The 17,826-nt window shown below is 65.9% G+C and carries 17 protein-coding genes and 1 tRNA gene; 16 read left to right on the top strand and 2 right to left on the bottom strand.

What is annotated here, in order from left to right; translation table 11 throughout:
• Positions 1 to 60: 60 nt before the first annotated feature.
• From GGQ62_RS08190 to GGQ62_RS08145, 11 genes are all read left to right on the top strand, one after another.
• On the top strand, positions 61 to 1,020 hold the full coding sequence (locus tag GGQ62_RS08190) for a hypothetical protein (RefSeq protein WP_152578452.1): 960 nt from the start codon (positions 61 to 63) through the stop codon (positions 1,018 to 1,020).
• A 94-nt stretch (positions 1,021 to 1,114) separates the two neighbouring features.
• Positions 1,115 to 1,363, top strand: coding sequence for a helix-turn-helix domain-containing protein (locus GGQ62_RS08185; RefSeq protein WP_152578451.1), 249 nt, complete (start codon positions 1,115 to 1,117; stop codon positions 1,361 to 1,363).
• A gap of 218 nt (positions 1,364 to 1,581) precedes the next feature.
• Positions 1,582 to 1,905 carry a hypothetical protein gene (locus GGQ62_RS08180; RefSeq protein ID WP_152578450.1) on the top strand — a complete coding sequence of 108 codons (324 nt, stop codon included), beginning with the start codon at positions 1,582 to 1,584 and terminating at the stop codon, positions 1,903 to 1,905.
• A complete protein-coding gene (locus GGQ62_RS08175; RefSeq protein WP_152578449.1) occupies positions 1,902 to 2,282 on the top strand; it encodes a hypothetical protein in 381 nt (126 codons plus the stop codon). The genes GGQ62_RS08180 and GGQ62_RS08175 overlap by 4 nt, the downstream gene beginning before the upstream one ends.
• Positions 2,279 to 3,238, top strand: a complete 960-nt coding sequence (locus GGQ62_RS08170) for a CHC2 zinc finger domain-containing protein (RefSeq protein ID WP_152578448.1) — start codon at positions 2,279 to 2,281, stop codon at positions 3,236 to 3,238. The genes GGQ62_RS08175 and GGQ62_RS08170 overlap by 4 nt, the downstream gene beginning before the upstream one ends.
• Positions 3,235 to 4,749 carry a DUF3987 domain-containing protein gene (locus tag GGQ62_RS08165; RefSeq protein ID WP_152578447.1) on the top strand — a complete coding sequence of 505 codons (1,515 nt, stop codon included), beginning with the start codon at positions 3,235 to 3,237 and terminating at the stop codon, positions 4,747 to 4,749. Before GGQ62_RS08170 ends, GGQ62_RS08165 begins: the two co-directional genes overlap by 4 nt.
• A gap of 294 nt (positions 4,750 to 5,043) precedes the next feature.
• Complete coding sequence (locus GGQ62_RS08160; RefSeq protein WP_152578446.1) at positions 5,044 to 5,706, top strand: hypothetical protein; 663 nt, start codon at positions 5,044 to 5,046, stop codon at positions 5,704 to 5,706.
• On the top strand, positions 5,627 to 5,827 hold the full coding sequence (locus tag GGQ62_RS16770) for an HGGxSTG domain-containing protein (protein WP_424022219.1): 201 nt from the start codon (positions 5,627 to 5,629) through the stop codon (positions 5,825 to 5,827). The genes GGQ62_RS08160 and GGQ62_RS16770 overlap by 80 nt, the downstream gene beginning before the upstream one ends.
• Before the next feature lie 115 nt (positions 5,828 to 5,942).
• Entirely contained in the window at positions 5,943 to 6,614 is a 672-nt protein-coding gene (locus GGQ62_RS08155; protein WP_152578445.1) for a recombinase family protein, read from the top strand.
• A gap of 996 nt (positions 6,615 to 7,610) precedes the next feature.
• Positions 7,611 to 7,946 carry a hypothetical protein gene (locus GGQ62_RS08150; protein ID WP_152578443.1) on the top strand — a complete coding sequence of 112 codons (336 nt, stop codon included), beginning with the start codon at positions 7,611 to 7,613 and terminating at the stop codon, positions 7,944 to 7,946.
• Entirely contained in the window at positions 7,943 to 8,179 is a 237-nt protein-coding gene (locus GGQ62_RS08145; RefSeq protein ID WP_152578442.1) for a hypothetical protein, read from the top strand. Before GGQ62_RS08150 ends, GGQ62_RS08145 begins: the two co-directional genes overlap by 4 nt.
• Before the next feature lie 136 nt (positions 8,180 to 8,315).
• On the opposite strand, the gene GGQ62_RS08140 is transcribed toward GGQ62_RS08145, so the two are convergent.
• A tRNA-Thr gene (locus tag GGQ62_RS08140) sits at positions 8,316 to 8,391 on the bottom strand.
• Positions 8,392 to 8,520: 129 nt separating this feature from the next.
• On the opposite strand from GGQ62_RS08140, the gene GGQ62_RS08135 reads away from it, so the two are divergent.
• Positions 8,521 to 9,093, top strand: coding sequence for a hypothetical protein (locus GGQ62_RS08135; RefSeq protein WP_167649533.1), 573 nt, complete (start codon positions 8,521 to 8,523; stop codon positions 9,091 to 9,093).
• 62 nt (positions 9,094 to 9,155) lie between these two features.
• Entirely contained in the window at positions 9,156 to 13,931 is a 4,776-nt protein-coding gene (locus tag GGQ62_RS08130; protein WP_243446676.1) for an NAD-glutamate dehydrogenase, read from the top strand.
• A 19-nt stretch (positions 13,932 to 13,950) separates the two neighbouring features.
• Here GGQ62_RS08130 and GGQ62_RS08125 read toward each other — a convergent pair whose 3' ends face one another.
• Positions 13,951 to 14,823, bottom strand: a complete 873-nt coding sequence (locus GGQ62_RS08125; protein WP_152578544.1) for a P1 family peptidase — start codon at positions 14,821 to 14,823, stop codon at positions 13,951 to 13,953.
• 86 nt (positions 14,824 to 14,909) lie between these two features.
• Here GGQ62_RS08125 and GGQ62_RS08120 point away from each other — a divergent pair, with 86 nt between their 5' ends.
• From GGQ62_RS08120 to GGQ62_RS08110, 3 genes are read left to right on the top strand one after another with little or no spacing between them, the layout of a single operon-like run.
• Entirely contained in the window at positions 14,910 to 16,004 is a 1,095-nt protein-coding gene (locus tag GGQ62_RS08120; RefSeq protein ID WP_243446232.1) for a type III polyketide synthase, read from the top strand.
• Positions 16,005 to 16,015: 11 nt separating this feature from the next.
• Positions 16,016 to 16,714 (top strand): methyltransferase domain-containing protein, encoded by a 699-nt coding sequence (locus GGQ62_RS08115; RefSeq protein ID WP_243446231.1) that lies wholly within the window; start codon positions 16,016 to 16,018, stop codon positions 16,712 to 16,714.
• Positions 16,711 to 17,817 (top strand): NAD(P)/FAD-dependent oxidoreductase, encoded by a 1,107-nt coding sequence (locus tag GGQ62_RS08110; protein WP_152578440.1) that lies wholly within the window; start codon positions 16,711 to 16,713, stop codon positions 17,815 to 17,817. Before GGQ62_RS08115 ends, GGQ62_RS08110 begins: the two co-directional genes overlap by 4 nt.
• Positions 17,818 to 17,826 lie beyond the last annotated feature (9 nt).

Below are 17,826 nucleotides of genomic sequence, written 5' to 3'. Positions count from 1 at the left end.
CCAGCCGGGCCAGTTCGCCGAATTACGGCCAAGGTTGTTGCGGAGGGAGAAAACGCCGCGATGGCGGCGCACATCGCCGGGCCTGCGCGCTACGGGGTGTTGCAGGGAATTGAGGTCGACTTCAGGAATTCACAAATTCCACCTGACTGGGAGCCTTACGCCTGGTGGTGTGTGTGGGACGGCGGCCGGACGCGGCCGAGCCTGTTGTTTCCAAACGAGGCGGCCTTCGGGCTTGCTCATTTGCGCGACGCCAAGGGGTTAGCCGACGACACTGCGGAGCCGATATTGCTGCAACCGGGCGACAAGATTTCCGTCGATCGCGTCGAAACCGAGAAAACCGATAACCGATTCCATCATCCTCACGACGCCGAAACAAAGCTGGTGTTTCTGAAGGTTGTCCGCGCTGATGGCACGCAGGAACTGCCCCCGGTGCCGCTGCCCTTCTACGGCACGTCGCGCATGTTGAGGGGTGCCAAGCGTTCCAATTTCGATAACATTGTCGAGAGGGCGATTGCGTCAGCATCGATGGGAGCGGACAACCCGGCCGACGCTTGGGACAATCCGTATGTTGACTGGTGGTCGAAGCCTCTGGCGGTCCATGCTGCAAGCGAAGCGCGGGAGGCGCACCGGGCGTACTGGGAATTGCATTCGAAACTTGGGGCAGACAGTGGCGGCCTGCTGATGGCGCACGTTCGGCAGCTTGCTAACAGCGCCGCACTTGCTGGTTTCCTAATGGCAAAAGCTGAGGCGGAAAAGCCCGAGCGCATGGCCGCGCCTATTTTTTCAGCCGGCCAAAAGGGGGCCGACGCGGTGCGCCGCGATGACTGGCGCGATAAGGCGCGGGCGCTTTGGATCGAGCACCCTACGGCTACCGTCAACTTCGTTGCCGTGAGGATTGCGGAAGGGACTGAGGACGAAGTGCGCTCGATTGCGCGGGCAATAAAGTCGCTGGCACCGGCTTCATCCCGCACGAACACTAGGACGAAAAGAAAACCTGACAGCCCGGCGGGCCGTCCATGACAGTCCGCTAGCTAGTCGTTCAAGGTCCCTGAAAGAGCCGGCATTCCCCCTGTTGTGGTTGGACTTGACCTTCCACAGCGGCAGGGAGATTGCCATGTCCGACAACGCCTTTCCCAAGTTACCAGTTGAACTTCCATCCGGCGCAAGGCCCGCGCTGAACACCGAACAAGCGGCCGCTTACTGCGGCCTCGCTGCAACAACGATGGAAACCCTGCGCTGTCGGGGCGGTGGTCCGCGCTTCGTCCGCTACGGCCGCAAAGCAATCCGGTACGTCATGTCCGATCTTGACCAATGGATGGCGGCTCGCACCGTTGGCAGCACGTCCGAAAACCTTGCAGCGTAGGTGGACGCTGAAAGGGGGACGCCCCAAAACGTAGCGGCCCGGCCACTTTTGACAGTGAACCGGGCCGGAATGGTTAAGAATATGCTCGCCAGCTTTCCTGCCAATCTCGATACCGCAGAGCGCAGCGCGGCGCAACATTTCCACGATCGGCTGGTAGCGGCGCGGGGCCTTTGGTTGCAGCAAAAGCGCGGCGCACTCCCACAACGGGAGGGCTCCAAATGAACAAGGGGCCTAGCGATTACTTCGCAGCCGACACGCCGGACGATTGGTCCGCTGGCGTCGTTGTGCGGCTTCCTCGACAAGTGCGCCGGGGGATCGTCATCGAAGCCAGAGAGGGCGTCTTTGCGAACGGCTCTCCCTACGCGTTTGTCTGGTACGAATTCCAGCTTGGGCGCGGCACGATCGGCAAAGTCTCGGGCTATATCTGCCCGGTCAAGTCAATGTCCGAAGCCAAGCGCCTTGCGAAAGAGCGCGGGTTGCCGTTCATCGACCGCACCCGCGTTACGTCAAGTGCGCCGGCTCCGCTTCCTGGTGCCGCATGAGCGCTGGTCTCAGCACGGATGACGCCGCACGCGTCGGCAAGTTGCTTGCACATCGTGACAGCGTCTGTGGTCCTGAGCGGGCTGCGGCCGAAGGCCGTATCGAAGCGATAGCCGGTCGGTATGGGCTCACGGCGGGGCAGGCTGTTGCGGCCGTCCGGCGGCCTATGTTGTCGGCTGGGTGGCGTTCGCTGCCGGTGGCGCTTGAGCCTAACTGGAAGCGCAAAGTAACGCTGTGCCGCGATTGCATTGATCTGTTCACCAGCCGGGAGCGCGACTTCATACGGTCGATCGACAGCCAGCGCGCCGCGCCTTCGGAGCGGCAAGCGTCGTGGCTGGATGCTCTGCACAGGCGGGCACTGAAGGCGGTGCAGCCATGAGTCCGCTGCAACGTATCGATATCGACGCCCTCAAGGCAAGCGTGTCGCTTGCCGATGTTGTCGGCCGCCGGGTGAAGCTTCGGCGTGTCGGTCGCGAGCTGGTCGGCCTGTGTCCGTTCCATGACGAACGGACGCCCTCGTTCGGCGTCAACGATGACAAGGGCATGTTCCATTGCTTCGGCTGCGGCGCGAATGGTGACGTAGTGCGCTTCGTGATGCAGAGCGAAGGCCTGTCGTTCCTCGACGCGGCGCGCTGGCTTGGCGCTGGCGAGTGGCCGGCGGTCGATCCTGTGACACGTCAAGCGGCCGTGGTGGCTGACAGTGCCGAACGTCTCGCCAAGATTGCCGACGCCAAGGCGCTATGGGCCTCTGCCATAGGCACGCCCTCGACGCCGGCCGAATACTACCTCCGGCATCGCGGCATCGTCATGCAAGCGCCCTGGTCGATCCGCTACGCCTCGACATGGTTTTGGAAGGACTACGAAACAGGCGAATGCAGCGCCAACCGGCCCGCGATGATCTGCGCTGTTCAGGACGTGGCCGGGCAAGTTGTCGGGGTGCAGCGGGTGTTTATTGATCCGCACGGCCGGGGCAAATTCCCCATGTCGAACCCCAAGCGCAGCCTTGGCCGCATCATCGGTTGCGCGCTCCGGCTTGGGCCGCCGGCAACCGATCATGTCATTGTCTGCGAAGGCCCTGAGGACGGGCTAACGCTGTCGCAATGCCTGCCTGCCGTGCCCGTATGGGTGGCCATGGGCACTTCAGTCATGCCGCTGCTTGAACTGCCCGATAGCGTCCGGGTGGTCACGCTGGCGGGCGACAACAACGCGCCGGGGCGGGCCGCTGTCGACGCCGCAGCCGCAGCCTTTACCGGCAAGGGCTTGGAGGTCCGGACGATGTTTCCGGATGCCGCCTTTGCCGATTTCAACGACGAGTTGAGGAATATTCGCAAATGAGCAACGCAGCCGCGCGAGCCTTTGAGGCCGCAGCGCCGGTTAACCCGGTGCCCGATATGTCGGTGCTGTCGGCCGGGCGTCGGGAGCCTCCCGCGTTCCCGACCGATCTATTCTCGGAACGCCTTTGGCAGATTGCCAGAGAGTATGCGGACGGCGCTGGGGCACCCGTCGATTATGTGGCTTCGGCGATGTTGTCAGTAGCGGCGGCAACAATCGGCGGCGCTCGCAAGGTGCAGCCGTTTCGTGGGGTGTCCTGGTACGAATCGTCAATCTTGTGGATTGGCGCGGTCGGTGATCCGTCATCGAACAAGAGCCCGGCACTCGGTGCCATTGTCGAACCTTTGCGCGATATCGAGCGCGACCTTGCACCGGGCTACGCAGACGATCTGCGCCGCTGGGAAACCGACGAACTGACGGCCAAGCTTGAACATGACGCATGGGCCGCGACGGTGAAGGATGCCAATAAATGCGGGCACTCTGTCCCGGTCATGCCGCAGTCTGCGGTTGCACCAGCCAAGCCGCAGCGGCCTCGTCTGATGACACAGGACGCCACGCCGGAAGGCATCGCGGCAATCATGTTCACCAATCGCCGCCTGGTCTGTTATCGCGACGAACTCACCGGCTGGTTTCAGAGTTTCGAGCGATATTCGCCTGGCGGTCGGACGCAGTGGCTAGAAGCGTATGGCGGGCGTCCGCTTGTTGTCGATCGCAAGGGCGCTGATGCGCCGCTGGTGATCCCGTTCAATGGCGTGTCTGTTCTCGGAGGCATCCAGCCGGACAAGCTAGGGTCGATCGTATTGGCGGGCGATGACGACGGCTTGGCGGCCCGGTTTCTGTGGGTCTGGCCTCGCCCTATGCCGCAGAAGCGGCCTCGTCCGCACTCCGACGAATCCTTGTGGCCGGTGATGCTGCGAAGGCTTGTCGCGCTGCCTATGAGCGTCAGTGAGAGTGGGCACCCATGTTCCTTAATCTTGCCGCTCGATGACGACGCAGCGGACGCGTTCGACCGTTGGACGGCGGCAAACAAGGCCTGCGCCCATGACGGCGGCGCGCTCTACAAGGGCTTCGTCGGCAAGCTGACTGGCGCTGTTTTGCGAATTGCGATGGTGCTGCAAATGCTCGATTGGGCGGAATGGGGCGGGCCTGAGCCTCAGTCGATTGCGCTATGCCATGTGGCGACGGCCTGCACCTTCGCAGACAGTTATGCAAAGCCGATGGCGCTCCGGGTGTTTGGCGATGCCGTGTTGCCTCTGCCTGAGCGCAACGCCGCGACAATGGCGCGGTGGATTGTCGATAATCAAAGCCGATCGATCAACCTTAGCGCGCTCCGCCGGCTCAAGCTGCCCGGCTTACGCGACGAGGCGGCAATCGACGCGGCAACAAAGGTCCTGGTCGACGCGGATTGGTTGACGTTCACGGGGCAACGCGCTGGCGACACGCCGGGCCGCGCTCCGAAAAACTACATGGTCAATCCGCTCGTCCACACTCTCGACCGGGGGGCGCAAGAATGACGGACGATACCCCCGTGCAGTTAGTGCAGATAGGTCAGATAGCGCCGGTTAGCGGGCGTTCCAGTCGGCCACGGGGCCTATCTGCCCTAACTGACCTATCTGCACGCACCAGCCGTCGCGCTCTGTCGGGCGTCGATCATGCCGCGCGGCGGCTCCCCCAGTCCGTGAAACTGAAAGGAAATGCGAATGGCGACTAGGAAACGGAAACTGCCGGCGGCTCCCGCTCCGGTGCCCGTATCGCCGCGCGTGCCAGATAGCGACGAGCGGAAGGCAATTGCCGTAGCCGCTGGCAGTGTGCTGAAGCGCAAGCGGCGCTTTAACATCGAACTGACTGGCAACGTCATGTCGGCTACGCATGACGATACAAACGGGTTTAGCGCGCGGGCAATGGACGCGTTCGGTACATCATCGCCCGAGTTTGCGTCGCACATCATGGGCAGGCTCTCTGTGTGCCTGCGAGCGCATCAAGGGGACGGGCCGTCGACGCAAGCTAGCCAGCAAGAGATCAACGCCGCGCTCGCATTTGTCGACGGATATGAACCGGCCAATGAGGTCGAGGCGATGGCGGCGGCAACGCTCTATGCGGCGAACGATATGGCGCTGGTGATGCTGGCGCGGGCCAAGCAAGCCACCGACATTGCGAACCTGGAAGTGGCGGCATCGGTGGCGCTGCGCCTGCTGAGGGCGACGACGGCGCAAATGGAGGCGCTGGCCAAGCTGAAGCGCGGCGGCGAACAAACAGTGAGGGTAGAACATGTGCACGTTCATGCAGGCGGACAAGCTATCGTCGGAAACGTCACCGGGGGAGGGGGTGCCGGAAATAGCATCGGACAATCCCACGAGCCCGGCCGATCGCCTGAGGGCGTCACCCCGTTGCTTGGCGTCGACCCGGCGGGGGACGTTGTGTCAGTCGCCGGCCATGCCGAACGGGCGCTGTCGGATTCACGGCGGGCTTAATCCGGGAGCGCCGAAGGGCAACCGCAATGCCTGGAAGCATGGTCGACGATCGCGCGAGGCAATCGAGTTGCGGCGGCTGATGCGGTTGCTGGCGAAAGATTGTCGAGACGCTCTGTCGTGATCGGGCGCGACATGGGCGGGAAACAAAATCGTTACGCAAGGATACAATGATGCCGATAGCCTCTTGTGCAATCTCAATACATCCGTATAGTGATTATACACATGGGGACGAGACGATGAAAACGCTGGTTTCATACATCCGGGTTTCGACACAAGCGCAGGGGCGTTCGGGCCTTGGAATCGAAGCGCAGCGCGAAATGCTTCGCCGGTTCGCCGACGCAGAGGGCTGCGAAGTCATCGCCGAATATGTCGAGGTCGAGACTGGCAAGGGCGGTGACGCCTTGGAGCGCCGTCCGCAGTTGGCCGCCGCATTGGCCGCAGCGCGCAAGGCTGGCGGCGCGGTCCTGGTTGCCAAGCTTGATCGCCTGTCGCGCGACGTCCACTTTATCAGCGGCCTGATGGCGCAGCGCGTGCCGTTCGTCGTTGCTGAACTTGGTGCCGACACCGACCCGTTTGTTCTCCACCTCTATGCTGCCCTTGCCGAAAAAGAGCGGGCGCTCATTTCGGAGCGGACCAAGTCCGCGCTGGCGGCCAAAAAGGCGCAGGGCGTAAAGCTGGGCAACCGTACCAACCTTGGCGAAGCGCAGGCGTTGGGATCGGATAGCAACCACCGGGCCGCCGTTGCCTTCGCTGCCAACGTGCTGCCGATCGTTCGCCAGATTGAGGCAAGCGGCGCGACATCGCTTCGTGCGATTGCGGCGGCCCTGAACGCTCGCGGCATTCGGACGGCTCGCGGCGGGGATTGGCACCCTACGACGGTGCGGAACTTGGTTGCGATGGCGGCCTAGTTAGCCGCTGGCGACGCCTTCCAACGACCGTCGCGGCCGCCATTTCATTTTCGGGTTTCCTCACAAACGTTTCCGCTAAACGTCGGGTGAGGTTCGCACTTGAAGCCGCACTCATAGTCGGCGCTGTCCGGATCGGGCATCAAGCGCGTCGCATTGATCGCCGATTGTTGGCAGGCCTCGAATGTCTGAAACGGCCCGATCGTCTGCGAGACGGCAAGGTTGTTTTTGTCAGGGTACACCCATGCTTTCCAGTCCGCAGATGGGGAGCAAGCGGGAACAATTACCATGGCTGTGATTACAGCGGCCCGGCACCTGCTCATGGTTTTGGACGTTTTTCAGGGTCCAAGCCAACCGCCCGCCTGAACCGGGCCATTGTGCTTTGGACCGAGCGGCCTGTATTTAAATCCAAAATAGCCATCGCTGTGTGCATGCGTAAGATTGGCGGCATATCCTGGTCGCGCCCTGCCGCCGCTAAAGTTGCCATCGCATCATCGGCAGATAAGTTGCCGGCAAAGCGTGACCGCAACTCTTTTAATCGCTCCGGGGTCACAGAATTTTGCATAATCTGCTCCGAATAATATTGCCGGTGAATTTACAGGATAACCGCTTGCCGCGCGAAAATTGTTGGCGAGGTCATTCTAAATCGCATTTAGGGTAGGCTAGACTAGACGACCAAAGCTTTGCCGATGATCCGCCGCACAGCCTCTGGTCGCGATGGCGAATCCGCCTGAGCCGCTGCCCACAGGTCTAGCGCGGCAAGCTGCGCCGGCTGTAACCTCACGACTACTTGCACACCCTTACCAGTCGGCTTTGGGCCGCGTTTCCGTGCTAGCAAAGTTTCTTGTTCGGTCATTTCATCCGTGGTAGCACGATTGCGAGCGGGGCGAAAGTTAGGGCTCTCGATCCGGCTCTAACTTCAAATGTCGCGGGGAAACTAAAATGGCTAACACCTCACTACGGGCGGAATCCGCCTGCTCCACTGTCGCTGGCGACACTGTGGCGGCGCTCTTTCCGCAATGGGTTGAATCAGTGCGGACCTATTCTGCTCTCGACGGCGAAGCCGACAACCCGGAATGGCGCGGCCTGGTCGAACGTGCCGACGAGGTGATGTTGAGGCTGATGCGAGTCCCGGCTGCGACTGTCGAGGACATGGCGATAAAGTCCTATCTCGCTATCCGGCATGAACTCGGGCCTTGCCGCACCGAATTTGATATCGACTTCAGCGGCGGCCTGATGACTGACGCGACCCCGCATCGGGCGCTGATCGCGGACGCGGTGCGGCTTTCGCCGACGCTGGCGGTTGCGCTTGCCCATTTTGCGGCGGGCGTATGACGCTGCTCTTTGTCGACGGTAAACCGTCAATCGAGCGCCGGGGCGACATGTGGCAAGTGACGCTCACCAGCGGCGATACCTGCCACCGCTTTGCGCTGACGCGGCATGCTATGAGCCACCTAGCCCACGTCGGCAGTCTGCTAATCACCGAGGCGACGGCGATCGATAGAAATGCCCGGCTTTCAGTCGTGAACATCGATCAATCAAAAAAACGCAGCGGCCGAAAGAAGTGAGCGGCGCAGCTTCGGTCTGCCGATGATATCTGAACGAATGCGGGCGCGCGGCTGCACGGCGCTTGTCCGGTGATTGTCCAACCAATCGCCGCGCCGGCTGGCTCGTCGAATTTCAGGGCTAAGTCATTGAAAAGAATGGTGCCGCTTAGGTGACTCGAACACCTGACCCCATCATTACGAATGATGTGCTCTACCGGCTGAGCTAAAGCGGCATGTCCCGGGTATCGGGGGCGCATAACAGCCGGTTTCGCCAATCGCAAGCGCGGTGCGTGGCCGGCGCGGCAAATCGTGGCGCACGGCGCCGTTATGGCAGGGGTAACGTTGACTGGCAGGACCGGTACATGCGCGCCCGAACGATCATTTCCGCCGATTCGAACTTCGACATGCCGCCGCGCTTTCCGGCGCCAGAGCGAAGGCGGGCGGGGCAGGCGGTGGCGGCCTGGGCGGCGGCGGGGGCGGCAGCGGGCGCCGGGGAGGTGCCGGGGTATGACAGCCACAGCATCATCGTCGATGATCCGGGCGGTGCCGCCTGGATGCGGCGGGTCGGCGGCGCGATCACCGACACCTTCGGCCTGGTTGCCGACCTGCCGCTCGACCGGCGCGATGCATTGACCGGCGAATTGTGCGCCGCGTGCGACCTGCTCGCCATCCATCCCGCGCCGCTGCATTTCGACGCCAGTCTGACGGGGCCGCAATCGGCGTGGATCCTGCTTCGCGGTGTCGCGCTACCGCTGGCACAGGGCGCGCGGGCGCAGATCGTGCTCAGCTGGCGCGAAGTGCTCAATCGCACCGCAACAGCACGACTGCGACGCGATTTGACCTCGGCGCTTGAACTTTCCGGTCGATTTTCGACAAGTTTGGACCCTTTTGCACTTGAAACGCTGCCGAAACCGCCCGACGTGTCGCCAAGATAAGCTTGCCCCCGCCCGAATCCCGGACGCATAAGCCGCGCGCAAGCCCCAGCCGGAGCAGAGACGTGTCGGTCAAGCCAAAACCATCTTCCCGCCCGATCCTGCCCGAGGTGGCGCGGCCGCTGGAACGCGCCCTGTTCGAAACGGCGCTACCCGGCGAAATCGACGATCTCGACGCCGACAGCCGCGCCGCCATCGCCGATTTCGTTGCCGCTGCCGCCAGCCAGCGCGCGCCCGGTGTCGCGATCGTTCATCTCGAGCCGGCGTCAAACGACGAGACCGCGCCCGGCCGTCGCCGCATGATGCTGGCGATGGTCGGCGATGACCGGCCGTTCCTGGTGTCCTCGGCGTCGGCGGCAATCACCGCCGCCGGGCTCGATATCGAACGGCTGCTCCACCCGGTCGTCGACGTGCGCCGCGATGCCGATGGCCGGCTGCAGGACGTCGTCGGGCTGGCCAGCGGCGCGGTTGCCCCCGGCGTGTCGCGCGAATCGCTGATCTATGTCGAGATCGAGCGCACCGGAGCACGCGCGCGCGCCGAACTCGTCAGCGCGCTGGAACATGTCATCGCCGATGTCGCGGTGGCGGTCGATGACTGGCCGGCAATGCAGGCGGCGTTGCGCAAGGCGGCAGCGGAACTGACCGAGAACCCGCCGCCGGTCGCCCCGCATCGCGCTGCCGAGGCCGTGGCGTTCCTCGAATGGCTTGCCGCCGACAATTTCACCCTGCTCGGCGTACGCCGCTACGAATTGTCGGGGGATCTTGACGATCCGACGATGGTCCCGGTCAGCGACACCGGCCTCGGCCTGTTGCGCGACCCCGATTATCCGGTGTGGACGGGTGAACGCGGCCCGTCCGACACGCCGCGCGCGCTGAAGGCGCTGCTGGCGACGCCCGAGCCGCTGCTCATCACCACCGCCGGCGCCGTCGTCAGCGTCCACCGCCGCGTCAACGGCGACCTGGTCTCGGTCAAGGGCTTCGATCGCCAGGGCCGGGTGGTTTCGGAAACACGCTTCCTCGGCCTTTACACGTCCGCTGCCATTTCGGCGTCGCCGCGCCAGGTCCCGGTGCTGCGCCGCAAGGTCGCCGAAGTCATCGACCGGCTCGGCTTCGGCGCCACCGGCCACAGCGGCCGCACGCTGCTGCACGTCATCGAGACCTTTCCCCGCCAGGAGCTGACCGAAGCCAGCACCGAGCGGCTGGAGGTCATGGCGCTCGGCCTGTTGTCGCTGCTCGACCGCCCGCGGCCCAAGCTGTTCGCCCGCGCCGACCCGTTCGGCCGCTTCATGTCGGTCCTCGTCTATGTGACGCGCGACAGCTACACGAGCGCGCTGCGCGAATCGGTCGGCAACATGCTGGCCGACGCGACCGGCGGCACCGTCAGCCGTTTCGAGATCGAGCTGCGCGCCGAAGGCCTTGCCCGCGTCCATTACATCGTCAACGTTCCCGATCCGGCGCGCTTCGACTGGGTGTCGGAAGCCGAGCTCGACCGCCGGCTGCGGCAGCTGGTGCGCGGCTGGGAACAGGATCTGCAGTCCGCGCTCGTCGCCATCGCCGGCCCGACACGCGCCGCCCGGCTGACCATGACACATGGCCGGGCGTTCTCGCTCAGCTATCGCGCCCAGCATACCCCGGCCGAAGCCGCGGCCGACATCGTCGCGCTGTCGACGCTGCACGAGGAGGCCGGCCGTGTCGTCCGCATGTTGCCCAACACCACCGATTCGCAAGGGCAGGTGCGGCTGAAGATCTATCGGCTCGGCAAGATCATCTCGCTGTCCGAAGCGGTGCCGGTGCTGGAAAATTTCGGCCTCAACGTCATCGAGGAGTTTCCATTCGATCTGGCCGGCGGGGCGCTCGGCCGCATCCATGACTTCATGCTCGAAGTCGGCGATTCCGCCGTGCTGGACGATTGGGACGCCTTGCGCGCCCGCGTCGAACCCGCGCTGACAGCGGTGCTGACCGGGACGCATGAAAACGACCTGTTCAACGCGCTGATCGTCGCCGCCGGGCTGGAGGCGGAAGCCGCCAACTGGCTGCGCGCCTATTTCCGCTACATGCGCCAGACCGGTGTCACCTATGGCGTGGCCACTGTCGTCGATGCGCTGCGCCGCTATCCGGCGATCACCCGCGACCTGGTGCGGCTGTTCGAAACCCGCTTCCGCCCGGATGTCGCCGATCGCGCCGCCGCCGAAATCGCCTGCCTGGCCGAAATCGAAACCGGCCTCGCCGATGTCGCCTCGATCGACGATGATCGCATCCTGCGGCTCTATCGCTCGATCATCCTCGCCACGCTGCGCACCAATGCCTTTGTGCCCGGCGGTCCCGAGGCGCTGGCGTTCAAGCTCGACAGCCATTGCGTCCCCAATCTGCCGCCGCCGGTGCCCTATCGCGAAATCTGGGTCTATTCGCCGCGCATCGAGGGCATCCACCTGCGCGGCGGGCCAATCGCCCGCGGCGGGCTGCGCTGGTCCGACCGGCGCGACGATTTCCGCACCGAGGTGCTGGGGCTGGTCAAGGCGCAGAAGGTCAAGAACACCGTCATCGTCCCGACCGGCGCCAAGGGCGGATTCTATCCCAAGCTGCTGCCCGCGCCCGCCAATCGCGACGCCTGGCTGGCGGAAGGGACACAGGCCTATCGCATCTTCATCCGCGCGCTGCTGTCGCTCACCGACAATCTGGCGCCCGACGGCACCAATATCCCGCCCGCCGATGTCGTCTGCCATGACGCGCCCGATCCCTATCTGGTCGTCGCCGCCGACAAGGGCACGGCGACCTTTTCCGACACCGCCAACGGCATCGCCAAGGCGCATGGTTTCTGGCTGGGCGATGCCTTCGCCAGCGGCGGCGGCAACGGCTATGACCACAAGGCGATGGCGATCACCGCCCGGGGCGCGTGGATTTCGGTGCAGCGGCACTTCCGCGAAATGGGTGTCGATGTGCAGACCCAGCCGATCCGCGTCGCCGGCGTCGGCGACATGTCGGGGGATGTGTTCGGCAACGGCATGCTGCTCAGCCCGGTCATCAAGCTGGTTGCCGCCTTCGACCACCGGCATTTCTTCTTCGATCCCGAACCCGATGTCGCCGCCGCCTTCGCCGAACGCCAGCGCATGTTCGCGCTGCCGCGCTCGTCGTGGGACGATTACGACCGGTCGAAGATCTCGCCCGGGGGCGGCGTCTTCGCGCGCAGCCTCAAATCGGTGCCGCTGACGCCCGCCATCAAGACGATGCTCGGCGTCGCCACCGACAGTCTCAGCCCGTCGGACCTGATCGCCGCGATCCTGAAGATGCCCAGCGACCTGCTCTGGTTCGGCGGCATCGGCACCTATGTGAAGGCGGCGAACGAAAGCAACGCCGATGCCGGCGACCGCGCCAATGACGCACACCGCATCAACGGCGCCGACATCGGTGCGCGGGTCGTGGGGGAAGGCGCCAATCTGGGCGTTACCCAGGCCGGCCGCATCGAATTCGCGGCACAGGGCGGGCGCATCAACACCGACTTCATCGACAATTCGGCCGGCGTCGACTGTTCGGACAACGAGGTCAACATCAAGATCGCACTCAACGGCGAAGTCCTTGCCGGCCGGCTGGCGGAGGCCGATCGCGACGCGCTGCTCGTCGAAATGACCGATGATGTCGCCGGCCTCGTCCTGGTCGACAATATCCTGCAGACCCAGGCGCTCAGCCTCGCCGAACGCGACGGCGCCGCCGCCGTGCCCGGCCATGTCCGCCTCATCCAGACGCTGGAGGCCAGCGCCGCCGAGCTCGACCGCAAGGTCGAAGGCCTGCCCGCCGACGACCTGCTCATCCAGCGCGGGCGCGCCGGCCATGGCCTGGAACGCCCCGAACTGGCGGTGGTCATGGCCTATGCCAAGATGGCGATCTATGACGCGCTGACCGAAAGCCGCGCCCATCCGCTCATCGACGATGCGCTGCTGGTGGCCGACCTTCATGCCGCCTTTCCGACGGCGATGCGTAATCGCTTTGCCGGCGCCATCGACCGCCACCGGTTGCGGCGCGAGCTGATCGCCACCAAACTGACCAACGAGATCGTCAACCGCGGCGGGCTGGCCCTGGCGTTCGAACTCGCCGAGGAACTCGGCGTCGGCCTTGTCGATGTCGCATCGGCCTTTGTCGCGGCGCGCGACCTGTTCGACTTCCGCGCGCTCTGGGCCGCCATCGATGCGGCGCCGGTGGCCGGCAGCGTCCATCTCGACCTGCATCTCGCCGGCATCGACGTGTTGCGCACCCAGATGGCCGACCTCATCCGCTGTGCCCCGGGCGAAAATCCGGCGCAGCTGACGGCGCGGCTGAAGCCCGGCGTCGGCCGGCTCGGCGCCGAAATCGACGGGCTGCTCCGCCCCGAACCGCGCGCCCAGCTCGATCGCTTTGCCGCGCGGCTGCTGGCGCTCGGCGCGCCGGCCGACATCGCCGCGGCGCTGGTCCGCATCGACGCGCTCGATGGCGCCGTCGGCGTCGCCCTGCTCGCCAGCGATACCGGCGCCAGCGAAGCCGCCACCGCCGGCGCCTATACCGCGCTCGGCGAAGCGACGGGGCTCGATTGGGCCAAGGGCGCCGCCACCGCGCTGGCGCCCACCGACCCCTGGGAACGGCTGCTCAAGGCCGGGCTGGTCCGCGATTTCGAAGCGCTGCGGCTGGAACTGCTGCGCCGCATCGCCCCGGCCGGCACCGACCCCGCGGCCGCTGTGGTGGCGTGGTTGCAGGACAATGGCGAACGCCTGTCGCGCATCGCCGGCCCGGTCGCCCGTGCCCGCGCCGGCGGCGATGTCACCACGGCGATGCTGGCGCATCTCGCCGGCCAGGCGCGGGCCGTGCTGGTCTGACCGGTCCAGGAACGTTCGCTCAACCCCGGCCGAAGACCGCCCGCCGCACGGCCTGCGCCACCAGGTCCGCCGCGATCGTGCCGATCTCCACCAATGCGACAGGGTCGGACGCGCCATCCGCCGCTGTCGACAGCACGAAGATCGTGTCGCCATCGAAAGGCGTGTGGATCGGCCGGATGCAGCGCGCCAGCCCGTCGTGCGCCATCATCGCCACGCGCCGCGCCTGGGCGCGGGTCAGCGGTGCGTCGGTCGCCACCGCGCCGATGCAGGTGTTGCGCCCGGCCCGTGCCGGCTTGGGCATCGCCACCATGCCATCGGGCGGCGCGCCCTCGTACACCTCGCCGAAGCTGTTGACCGCGATCAGCACGCCGATCCGATGGCCGGATGTCAGCACGCCGCCGGCATTGCCGATGCCGCCGGCGCGGCTCCCCGCCCGCGCCCCGCGCCCGGCGCCGATCGGCCCGGACCGGTCATCATGGCCCAGCGCCGCAAAGGCCTCGCGCGCCAGCCGGCGATAGGGCGGCGCATCGCCCCAGCGCTTGTCGCCGCCATTGCCGAGGTCGAACAGGATCGCGCCCGGCACCACCGGCACGCGCGGCACGCCTGCGCCCATGTCAAGGCCCGCGCCGGCTGCCGACAGGCACAGCACCGCCTCGTCGGCCGCCGCCAGTCCGAACACCGATCCGCCGGCCAGCGCCAGGCCATGGACGCGCTCGACCAGCGCCGAGGGGTCGAGCGCATCGGTCTCGCGCGTCCCCGGTCCGCCGCCGCGCACATCGACCGCCATCACCACCGGCGCGTCCGGAATGACCAGCGTCACCCCGGTGCACACATGGTCATCGGCGGCATGGCCGACGCGAAGCCCGGGAACTGCGCTGAAACTTTCGCCCATCACGGGGCGTATAGCAGTGACACCACGCCCGCTTGCAACTTTTTGGTCAAGCGCGCAGCACTGCTTGCGGGATCGGGAGAACATCATTGGTCACCGCGCACATCAACCGGATCGGCACTGCCGTTCCGCCCAACGACGTCCATGACGCCTTCGTCCGTTTCGTCGGCGGCATGATCGACGATCGCCGCAACGCCGCCATCTTCAAGCGCATGGTCGGCCGCGCCGGCATCGACCACCGCTTTTCCTATTTCGTCCCCGAAACCGACCCCGATGGCTTTACCGCCGATACCGAGGGCTTTTACCGCCCCGGCCAGTTTCCGGGCACTGCCACCCGCATGGCGCGTTTCGAAAAGACCGCCCCGATGATCGCCGAACAGGCACTCGACGCGCTCGGCCTCGATGGTGAGCGGGAGCGGATCACGCATCTTGTTGTCGCCTCGTGCACCGGGTTCGTCGCGCCGGGCATCGACCAGCTGATCGTCAAGGCCGCCGGCCTCAACCCCGGTGTCGAACGCACCGTCGTCGGCTTCATGGGCTGCTATGCCGCGGTCAACTCGCTGCGGCTGGCGCATCATTTCGTGCGCTCCGATCCGGCGGCACGGGTGCTCGTCGTCAATCTCGAACTCTGCACGCTGCATTTCCAGGAAACCGGCAATATCGAGCAATTGCTGTCGATGCTGCTGTTCGGCGACGGCTGTTCGGCAGCGCTGGTGACCGCCGACGAAACCGGCATCGCGCTCGACGATTTCCGCGCCACCACCATTGCCGATTCGGCCGATGCGATTACCTGGCGTATCGGCGACCAGGGCTTCGACATGCATTTGTCGGGCGAAGTGCCGGGCAAGATCCAGCGCGCCCTGAAATTCGAAACCGAACGCAACGATGGTGATGGCCTGCTGCGCGGCACCCGGCCGGAGGACTATGGCGTCTGGGCCGTCCACGCCGGCGGCCGCACCATCCTCGACGCGGTGGAAAGCGGCTTCGGCCTGCCGGGTGACGCGCTGCACTGGTCGCGCGGCGTGCTCCGGGATTTCGGCAACATGTCGTCGGCAACGCTGATGTTCGTCCTCCAGCGCGTGCTCGGGCAAGCCGGCCTGTCGGTCGACCGCGCCACCAAGGGGTTTGCCGTTGCCTTCGGGCCGGGGCTGGCAGCGGAAAGTTTCCGGTTCACCACGGTTTGACGGTTACAGCCATGACGGTCGATTTCGGCCAGCGCCACCCCGGACCCGAGTTGATGGACGCCGATGACCTGGCGCCCGAAACCTATGCCGATGTGATCGCCGACCTCGCCCGCGTCAACACGATCACGCTGGCCCGACCGATGACGCTGGCCTGGTTGGCGCGGGCGACCCGCGGGCTCGACAGTTTCAGCGTCGTCGATGTCGGCTTCGGCCATGGCGACATGCTGCGCGCCATTGCCGGCTGGGCCAACACCACCGGCAAGGCGGTGCATCTGGTCGGCGTCGATCGCAACCCGCGCAGCGCCCCCGTGGCCGATGCCGCGACCGATCCGATGCTCGGCATCGATTTTCGTACCGGCGACGCGCAGGCGCTCGATTTCGCACCCGACTTCATCATTTCGTCGCTCGTCGCCCATCACATGACCGATGCCGAACTGGCCGATTTCCTGCGCTGGATGGAGGCCACCGCGCAGCGCGGCTGGCATATCAACGATCTCCACCGCAACCGCATTGCCTGGGCCGGCTTTCGCGTCCTCGCCAAGCTGTTGCGCTGGCATCCGATCGTCCGCCACGATGGCGCATTGTCGGTGCGCCGCGCCTTCATCCGCGCCGATTGGAAGCGGTTGCTCGCTGCCGCCGGTCTTGCCGGCCTGCCCGTCACCCTGCGCTGGCATCCGCCGTTCCGCTGGGGCGTGGGTCGCATCAAATGACGCGGACGGTCATCATCGGCGGCGGCCTCGCCGGCGGCGCCGCGGCGGCAAGGCTGGCGTCGCTCGGTGCGGCGCCGCTGCTGCTCGAACGCGAAACCGCCGCGCACGACAAGATCTGCGGGGAATTCCTCTCGGTGGAGGCCGGCGCCCATCTGTCCGCGCTGGGGTTCGACGTCGCCCGGCTCGGCGGCGCCCGCATCGACCGCGTCCGTCTTCACGCCGGCCATCGCAGTGCGGAGGCGAAACTGCCCTTCACCGCCACCGGCATTACCCGCCGCAGTCTCGATTGGGCACTGCTCGAACATGCCGAACGGCGCGGTGCGGAGGTGCGGCGCGGCACCGCCGTCCGCCGCATCGCAGATGGCGAAGCGGTGCTCGCCGATGGCAGCATCGGCGGCCGCCTGCTTCTCGCCACCGGCAAGCATGAAGTGCGTGGGCAGCCCCGCGACACCCGCGGCACGATCGCCGACCTGATCGGCTTCAAGACGTTTTTCCGCGCCACGCCGGTGCTGGCACGGTCGCTGTCCGGTGCCGTTGCGGTGACCGTGTTCGACGGCGGCTATGCCGGGTTGCAATGTGTCGAGGGCGGCCGGCTCAACCTTTGCCTGCTTATCGATCGCCACCGCTTTCGCGACCTTGGCGGCACCTGGGCGTCGCTGTTCACGGCGCTGCTGCGCGAACCCGGGCTTGCGGCGCTCGCCGATGCCGAAATGCTGCTGCCCAGGCCGCTGACCATTTCCGCCGTCCCCTATGGCTTTCTCGTCCGCCCGCGCGCCGATGACCCGCTCTGGCGCCTCGGTGACCAGGCCGCGGTCATCCCCAGCTTCTGCGGTGACGGCATGGCGATGGCGCTGCACGGTGGCCGCCTTGCCGCCGACATGGTGGACGCCGGCGCCACCGCGGCCGCCTTCCAGGCGCGCCTGCGCCAGGACGTGGCGCGGCAGGTGCGGCTGGCAACGACGCTGCAACGTCTCGCCGGCAGTCGCATCGGCCGCTTCGGCCTCATCGCCGGGCTGGGGGCGGCACCGGGCGCGCTCGCGGCGCTGGCCCGCTGGACCCGGGTGACCCCCGGCGCTGTCGCACGGGCCACGGCTCCGGCGTGACGGCCAGCA

Origin of the sequence: Polymorphobacter fuscus (assembly GCF_011927825.1) — a bacterium.
Lineage (GTDB): Bacteria > Pseudomonadota > Alphaproteobacteria > Sphingomonadales > Sphingomonadaceae > Sandarakinorhabdus > Sandarakinorhabdus fusca.
The sequence above is the reverse complement of the archived record's forward strand: the minus strand, read 5'-3'. Positions and strand labels throughout refer to the sequence as shown.